7 protein-coding genes are annotated in these 7,119 nt (G+C 62.6%); 4 read left to right on the plus strand and 3 right to left on the minus strand.

The window, feature by feature from the left end:
• Positions 1–85: 85 nt before the first annotated feature.
• From B3N48_RS08310 to bla, 3 genes are all read left to right on the plus strand, one after another.
• Positions 86–2,143 (plus strand): pyridoxamine 5'-phosphate oxidase family protein, encoded by a 2,058-nt coding sequence (locus B3N48_RS08310; RefSeq protein ID WP_296181962.1) that lies wholly within the window; start codon positions 86–88, stop codon positions 2,141–2,143.
• Positions 2,144–2,199: 56 nt separating this feature from the next.
• Entirely contained in the window at positions 2,200–2,403 is a 204-nt protein-coding gene (locus B3N48_RS08315) for a hypothetical protein (protein ID WP_296181964.1), read from the plus strand.
• A gap of 139 nt (positions 2,404–2,542) precedes the next feature.
• Positions 2,543–3,424: a class A beta-lactamase gene (gene bla, locus B3N48_RS08320; RefSeq protein WP_296181967.1), complete on the plus strand. Its 882-nt coding sequence runs from the start codon at positions 2,543–2,545 to the stop codon at positions 3,422–3,424.
• Positions 3,425–3,452: 28 nt separating this feature from the next.
• On the opposite strand, the gene B3N48_RS08325 is transcribed toward bla, so the two are convergent.
• The 3 genes from B3N48_RS08325 to B3N48_RS08335 all read right to left on the minus strand — a co-directional run bounded on the left by B3N48_RS08325 (position 3,453) and on the right by B3N48_RS08335 (position 5,484).
• Positions 3,453–4,514, minus strand: coding sequence for an SDR family oxidoreductase (locus B3N48_RS08325; RefSeq protein WP_296181968.1), 1,062 nt, complete (start codon positions 4,512–4,514; stop codon positions 3,453–3,455).
• Between the two features lie 138 nt (positions 4,515–4,652).
• Positions 4,653–5,135, minus strand: a complete 483-nt coding sequence (locus tag B3N48_RS08330) for a DUF2938 domain-containing protein (RefSeq protein ID WP_296181970.1) — start codon at positions 5,133–5,135, stop codon at positions 4,653–4,655.
• Positions 5,136–5,259: 124 nt separating this feature from the next.
• Positions 5,260–5,484, minus strand: coding sequence for a DUF6555 family protein (locus tag B3N48_RS08335; RefSeq protein ID WP_296181973.1), 225 nt, complete (start codon positions 5,482–5,484; stop codon positions 5,260–5,262).
• A gap of 191 nt (positions 5,485–5,675) precedes the next feature.
• Here B3N48_RS08335 and B3N48_RS08340 point away from each other — a divergent pair, with 191 nt between their 5' ends.
• Positions 5,676–6,860, plus strand: coding sequence for a DUF2252 domain-containing protein (locus B3N48_RS08340; protein ID WP_296181975.1), 1,185 nt, complete (start codon positions 5,676–5,678; stop codon positions 6,858–6,860).
• Positions 6,861–7,119 lie beyond the last annotated feature (259 nt).

A 7,119-nucleotide genomic window follows, 5' to 3' on the forward strand; every position in this document is an offset into this window, starting at 1 on the left:
CGCCGGGGGAGTGTTGCGTCGTCGCGTCCCCCGTCGATCCTGATCGCGAAGTCCTCGCCTTCTCATTCCGCTAGGAGCTTGCGCCATGAATGATGTCACCCTGGAAAAACCGTCCCCCTGGCATGCCGGTGAGTTGCACGTGCAGCAGCATGCAGGGGTCGTCGAACGCATGGACGTGGTAGGGCGCAAGTTCGTCCGTGATCACATGCCGGATCAGCACCGCGAATTCTACGAGCAGATTCCGTACCTGATCATCGGGGCGGTGGACGCGCAGGGCTGGCCGTGGGCGAGCCTCATGGACGGTGACGAAGGCTTCATCCGCTCACCTGATCCGAAACGGCTCGACATCGCCTGGCTGCCGGACGTCGACGACCCGGTGGGAGCGCACTTCGAGCCCGGGGCAGCATTGGGGCTGTTGGGCATCGACCTCTTCACCCGCCGGCGCAACCGCCTCAACGGGCACCTGCAAGCGGTGGACGAACACGGTTTTTCCGTCGCCGTCGAGCAGTCTTTCGGCAACTGCCCGCAGTACATTCAACGGCGACCGCTTCAACGCGGCACTGAAGGGCGGGAAACCGACCGCGCGCTGGTACAACGCCTGACGTCACTGGACGACGCGGCCGTAGCGACCATTCGCGGCGCTGATACGTTTTTCGTCGCCAGCTACGTCGACCTGGAGGGCGATCAACCGCACCGCTCGGTCGATGTGTCCCATCGCGGTGGGCGCGCCGGTTTCGTCAGGGTCGAAGAGGATGTGCTGACCGTACCCGATTTTGCCGGCAACCTGTTTTTCAACACCTTGGGTAACCTGGTGGCCAATCCCAAGGCCGGGTTGTTGTTCATCGACTTCGCCACCGGCGACATGCTGCACGTCACCGGCCACGCGACGGTGATCCTCGACGGGCCTGAAATTGCCGCGTTTCAAGGGGCCGAGCGGCTGTGGCAGGTCAAGGTGCATCAGGTCATACGGCGCCCGGCGGCGTTGCGTTCGCGCTGGGGCTTCGATGAGTTCTCCCCCAACAGCCTGATGACGGGCGACTGGGATCAGGCCAACGCGCGCCTGCAGGCCGACGCCCTGCGCGATCAGTGGCGACCGCTGCGTGTGGCGCGTGTCCACGACGAGAGTCACGGCATCCGCTCGTTCTATTTCGAGACGGTGGATGGCGCGGGCCTGCCGGTGTACAAAGCTGGCCAGCATCTGCCGCTGCGTTTCCAACTGCCAGGGCAGGCGAAGCCGGTGATTCGCACCTACAGTTTGTCGAGCGCACCGTCAGACGATTTCTTGCGCATCAGCGTCAAGCGGGACGGCCTGGTCTCCGGGCACCTGCACGATCAGATTAGCGTCGGCGATGTGATCGAGGCGCGGGCGCCGCAGGGCAGCTTTCTGGTCGAGCCGCTGGAAGCGCGGCCGCTGGTGCTGATGGGCGCTGGCATCGGGGTCACGCCCATGCTGTCGATGCTGCGCGAGGTGCTGTACCAGAACAAACGCAAGCGGCGTACGCGCCCGGTCTGGTTCCTGCAAAGTGCACGTCGTCTGGTGGACCTGGCATTTCGCGACGAATTGGACACACTGATTGCCAACGCCGGAGAGGAACTGACCGCCGTGCGCCTGCTCAGCCAGCCCGAACGTACCGCCCGTGCAGGCAAGGATTTTCAGGTCTCGGGTCGTATTGACCTTGATCTGCTTAAGGCGCTGTTGCCGTTCGATGACTTCGAGTTTTACCTCTGCGGGCCGGCCAGCTTCACCCAAGGGCTGTATGACGAACTGAGGGCAATGCACATCCGCGACGAGCGGATTCACGCCGAAACCTTCGGCCCGTCGACCCTGCAGCGGACCCGCGACGCGCAGGCGCAGACGTTGCAACAGCCCCCGGCCGCCACTGCCTCGGTGCCCGTGGTATTCGAACGCTCCGCCAAGGAGGCGCGCTGGCAACCGGACGGCGGCACGCTGCTGGAGCTCGCCGAAAGCCGTGGCCTTGAACCTGAATACAGCTGCCGCAGTGGTTCATGCGGCACATGCCGGACCCGGCTGATCAAGGGTGAAGTGCATTACCCGACGCCTCCCGCCGAAATGCCCGCGGCGGGGGAGGTGCTGATCTGCTGCGCGGTCCCGGCGACAGGGCCGCTCGTGCTTGACCTTTGAACGGCTCGGTCTGAACGTCCATGTCCGCGTGGCATGGCTTTATGGGAGGTCCCGAAATGAGTGCATGGCCTGCGTTCGAGAAAGAAGACAACCCCAAAGCGTGCCAGCCCAGCGAGCAGGAGATCTCTTGGTTGCTGCCGCAGTCGCTGGCGTCTCTGGCTGGCGAGCTGGCGTCCGATCACGAAGAACACGACAACCCGGCAACCCTGCGATTGATCAGTTGGGTGCGCTCGGTGTCGACGTTCAGTCGGCATCGATGAGCCGTTCAGTCCCATGAGCGGTTCAGGTCGAGGAGGCCGGTTGCCCACGCGGCGATCTCTATTGACGTCGGTAAACAGGGTGGCAGGCCGTCACCGTTTCGGTGATCATGCGTGCTCATTCCTCACAACAAGGACGTGAATGTTGATCACTCGCAGATCGCTCATAGGCGCCTCCTTATGGGCGGTGCCGACGCTGTGGAGCCTGAAAGCCTTGGCGAGCGACCTCGTGTCTTCGCCTGTCGTCGAACAGCAACTTGCCGACCTTGAGCGTCGCCATGGCGGTCGGTTGGGTGTTGCCATCCTCGACACCGGCAATCAGCGAATCATCGGCCATCGGAGCGACGAGCGTTTCGCCCTGTGCAGCACATTCAAGGCCTTGGCGGCCGCCTTTGTGCTGGCCCGTGTCGACCGCAAGGAAGAAGACCTGGCGCGCTTGGTCGTCTATGGCAAGGAACAGCTGGTGCCGTATTCGCCGACCACTGAAAAACATACGGGAGAGGGCGGTCTGAGCATCGGGTCCCTCTGTGAGGCCGCCGTGACCCTGAGCGACAACACCGCTGCCAACTTGCTGCTGGACAGCTTCGGTGGGCCGCAAGGCTTGACCCAATGGTTGCGTTCCATCGGCGATCAGGTCACCCGCCTGGACCGCCGCGAACCCGAGCTCAACGAAAACCGTGCGGGCGACCCGCAGGACACGACCACTCCCATCGCCATGTTGCAGACCTTGCATACGCTAATGCTTGGCGACGTGCTGTCTGGCGCCTCGCGGGACCAACTGACGGCCTGGCTGGTCAGCAACACCACCGGCGACAAGAAAGTGCGCGCCGGTGTGCCCAAGGACTGGCGCGTTGGGGACAAAACGGGGTCAGGTGCGAACAACGCCAGCAATGACGTGGCCGTTCTTTGGCCCACCCACCGCGCGCCGTTGATCGTGACTGTGTATTACACGGACTCGAAGGCTGATGCTGATCAGGCCAATGCTGTGATCGCAGACGTGGGGCGTCTGGTCGCGGCGCTGTGAGGCGCCGCGAAGGTTTCTGGACTGCGTCTTAAGGAATCAGGCGCTGAGCCCTGAGTTCATCGAACACGTCAAAAAACGCTTGGTCGCTGGCCTGAAACGCAGTGAAGCCCAGCGCGCGGCTTTTCGACATGTCGGTGACCACCTCGATGGGCCGCCCCAGATCAGCGTCGGTGTGCCACGGGGAAATCAGGCGCTCGATGTCCGCTTCTTTCAAGCCGTGTTCGCGCACGATCTGGGTCCAGGTGGCCTGATCGTCGGCCATCTGGGTTTCCAGCGGTGACACGGCCGAGGGAAACGGTGCTGGCTCCAGCTCGAAATACGCGGCGATCTGCCCCCACATCCATTTCCAGCGAAACACGTCGCCGTTGGTGACGTTGAACGCCTGGTTCGCCGCCGCTGGTGTGGTGGCGGCCCACAGTTGCTGTTTGGCCAGTTGGCGAGCGTCGGTCATGTCCGTGAGGCTGTCCCACTGCACCCGCGAGCCGGGAAAGATGAACGGGCGATCCGTGGCTTTGCAAATCGACGCGTACACCGCGAGGGTGGTGGCCATGTTCATGGCGTTGCCCACCGCTACGCCGGTGATCGTGTGTGGGCGATGCACGCTCCAGGTGAAACCGTCGCGCTCGGCAGCGGCGAACACTTCATCTTCCTGGGCGTAGTAGAAGTTTTCGACGTCCAGACGCCCCTGGGATTCGCGGAACGGCGTCTGCGGCAGGGTGCCTTTGCCGTAGGCTTCGAACGGGCCGAGGTAATGTTTGAGACCGGTGACCAGCGCAACGTGCTGCACGCTTTTCGCAGGGCTGAGGGCGTCCAGCACGTTACGCACCATGGCCGCGTTGACCTTGATGTTTTCCGCCTCGGTGGCCTGACGCGACCAGGTGGTGATGAACACGTGGGTGGGTTTCAGACCCTCCAGCGCCTTGCGCACCGAATCGGGGTCTTGCAGGTCCGCCGCCACCGGAATCACTCCCGCTGTCTGCGAGGGACGGCGGGAGAGGGCAGCCACTTGCCAGCCCTGTTCGAGCAACGCGTGGGTGGTGGCGCTGCCGACGATGCCACTGGCGCCGACGACGAGTGCGGTCTGGGTCATGAAAGTCTCCTTGTACGAGAGGGGGGAATGATCAGCCGTAACGGCTCTGAAGGGTCAGAGCCGTTAGGTCGGGAGAGGTTCAGCGGGATCGATACAGGGTGCAGCGTGAGAGGTGCAGCGTAGACGAGTCAGGCGGGCTCAGCCCACCAACAGCGCCGTCCAGTACATGCCGATGGCGAACACCACGTGGCCTACGATGTTTTGCATGCGCGCGACATTCGGGTTCGGCGCCTTGTTGCACGCCACGCCGACACCCATGCCTGGCTGCAGGATGTACCAGCCAGCAGCAACGGTGACCAGGCCAACGATCAGCGCGGGAAAGAACGTCGGGTGATGCGCCCATTGCACGCCCCAGATCAGCAACAGCGCTGCGGCGAAAACGATGCCGATCACGTAATGCATGGTCCAGCCGATCTTCGATTCGTTGGGGATTTCGGGTGAGTTACCGATGCCGCGGTGGTGCACGAACTGGCCGTTACGCATCCCGCCAAACCAGCGGCCTACCAGATGCCAGGGTGGCGTCGGCAAACCGAAGACCCTTTTCAGCAGTTGTGCCCAGAGGTCGAGCAGTGCCGTGCCACCCGCGCCGATCAGCATTGCAAGGAAGATAAATTCGAACATGGCGTTCCTTATGTCTTGTCGTTGGTCTATGAGGCCGCAGTGGCGGCAACGTTAGCAGTTTTGACGCGACAAGACGCTAGGAAACGGGAGGGCTAGGGTGAATTTTTCATCGTCTCCCGGAGGGTCATGCGGCGGTCCACTCGACGTGGGTCAACCCCATTTGCTCGGCTTGGCGCTGGGTCAGGCGCGGCACTTTGTCGGAACGGTATTTGGGAATCTGGCCAATCCCGGCATCCACCGTCGCCCAGTGCCACGCCTCGTCCTTGTCCATGGCCGGAGAGTGAATGTAGAAGGTTTTATAGCTGCCATGAATCAGGTAATCGATGCGGAAATGGGTGCTGTTGGGCATCTGGGTTCTCTCAAAAACGGTATCGAAAATCAGTGTGTGTAATGGGGTGACTGGAAAAGAGAGTCTCCGACGGACAGATAATTCAGCAAATGTGCGGGACGCCGCTTGGGGTCTTCATCTTTCTGAAACATTCTGAAACGTTCGAGCGAGTGCGCGGGTCCATAGAGCCTCTTCCCCTGAAAGATGCGTACATGAAAACCCCTCGCCCCACGGCACGGCTGGAACCCCTGACCCAACTTCGTAACCTGAAAATGGCCCGCTCTGCTCATGCCTATGTGCGCGGCAGCACGGTTCAGTTCTACGAGTGGCTGCATTCCCAACGTGGCAGACGCCTGCCCAGTGGTCCGCCGGTGTGGATCTGTGGCGATTGCCATGCGGGCAACCTCGGGCCCACGGGTGATTTGCGCGGCAAGATCGACATTCACATCCGCGATCTGGACCAGACCGTGATTGGCAATCCGGCCCATGACCTGGTGCGTCTGGCGTTGTCGTTGGCCACCGCGGCCCGTGGCTCGGACCTGCCGGGCGTGGCCACGGCGCGGATGCTCGAAGAAATGATGCTCGGTTATGAGCAGGCGTTCGAGATCAGCGATGAAGAAGAATTGCAGCGTCCGTCGCAGGTCAAGGCGGGCATGCGCAGTGCGGTTCAGCGCACCTGGAAACACTTGGCGGAAGAACGCATCGAGGACATGAAGCCCACCATCCCGTTGGGTAAGCATTTCTGGGGCCTGTCGAAAGACGAACGCGGCGCCTTGAAAACCCTATGCGCTACGGATGAGATCCACGCGCTGGTGACGTCGCTGAAGGGCCGCTCGCGCGATGACCGCGTCGAGCTGCTGGATTCGGCGTATTGGGTCAAGGGTTGCAGCTCGCTGGGTCTGCTGCGCTACGCCGTGCTGCTTGGCGTGGGCGACGATGACGACCAGGAGTTCTGCCTGCTCGACATCAAGGAAGCCGTGGCCGCTGCCGCGCCGCGAACGGCGAAAGCGCGGATGCCCCGGGACAACGGACAGCGCGTGGTGGAGGGGGCGCGGCATCTGTCGCCGGGTCTGGGTGACCGGATGATCGCGACGCGCTTGCTCGACCACGGCTTCTTCATTCGCGAACTGCTGCCTCAGGACATGAAGCTGGAATTGGATCAACTGAGCCAGAGCGAGGCCATGCGCGCTGCAGGCTATCTCGCCAAAGTGGTAGGCGTTGCCCATGCGCGGCAAATGGACCTGGCCACGCGAGCTTCCTGGATCCGCGAGCTGAGGGCTAATCGCTCTCAAACCCTCGACGCGCCATCCTGGCTGTGGTCCAGCGTCGTGCACCTGGTCGGCAGCCACGAGCAGGGCTATCTGGAACATTGCCGCCGCTACGCGTTGCAGCATTGATCGAGATGAGGTCTTGGCATGCTCGAGGGTAAATCTTCGACAACCTGAAGTTCTGTAGGAGACGTTGGCGGCACGACGACCGCGATGGGGTCGAGTCAGTCAGTGATGTGTTGTCTGCCACACTGCTTTCGCGGCCGTCGTGCCTCCGGCTGCTCCTACGGGCTGTGCGGCGAGTCCGGGGAATGGGGCCGCCTCGACGAAGGCTTAGGGGCCAAACTCGAATTCGGGAACATTGGGGTCCTGTAGGAGCCGCCGGAGG

The sequence above is a fragment of the Pseudomonas sp. UBA1879 genome (assembly GCF_002338065.1).
In the GTDB taxonomy this organism is placed as follows: Bacteria; Pseudomonadota; Gammaproteobacteria; order Pseudomonadales; family Pseudomonadaceae; genus Aquipseudomonas.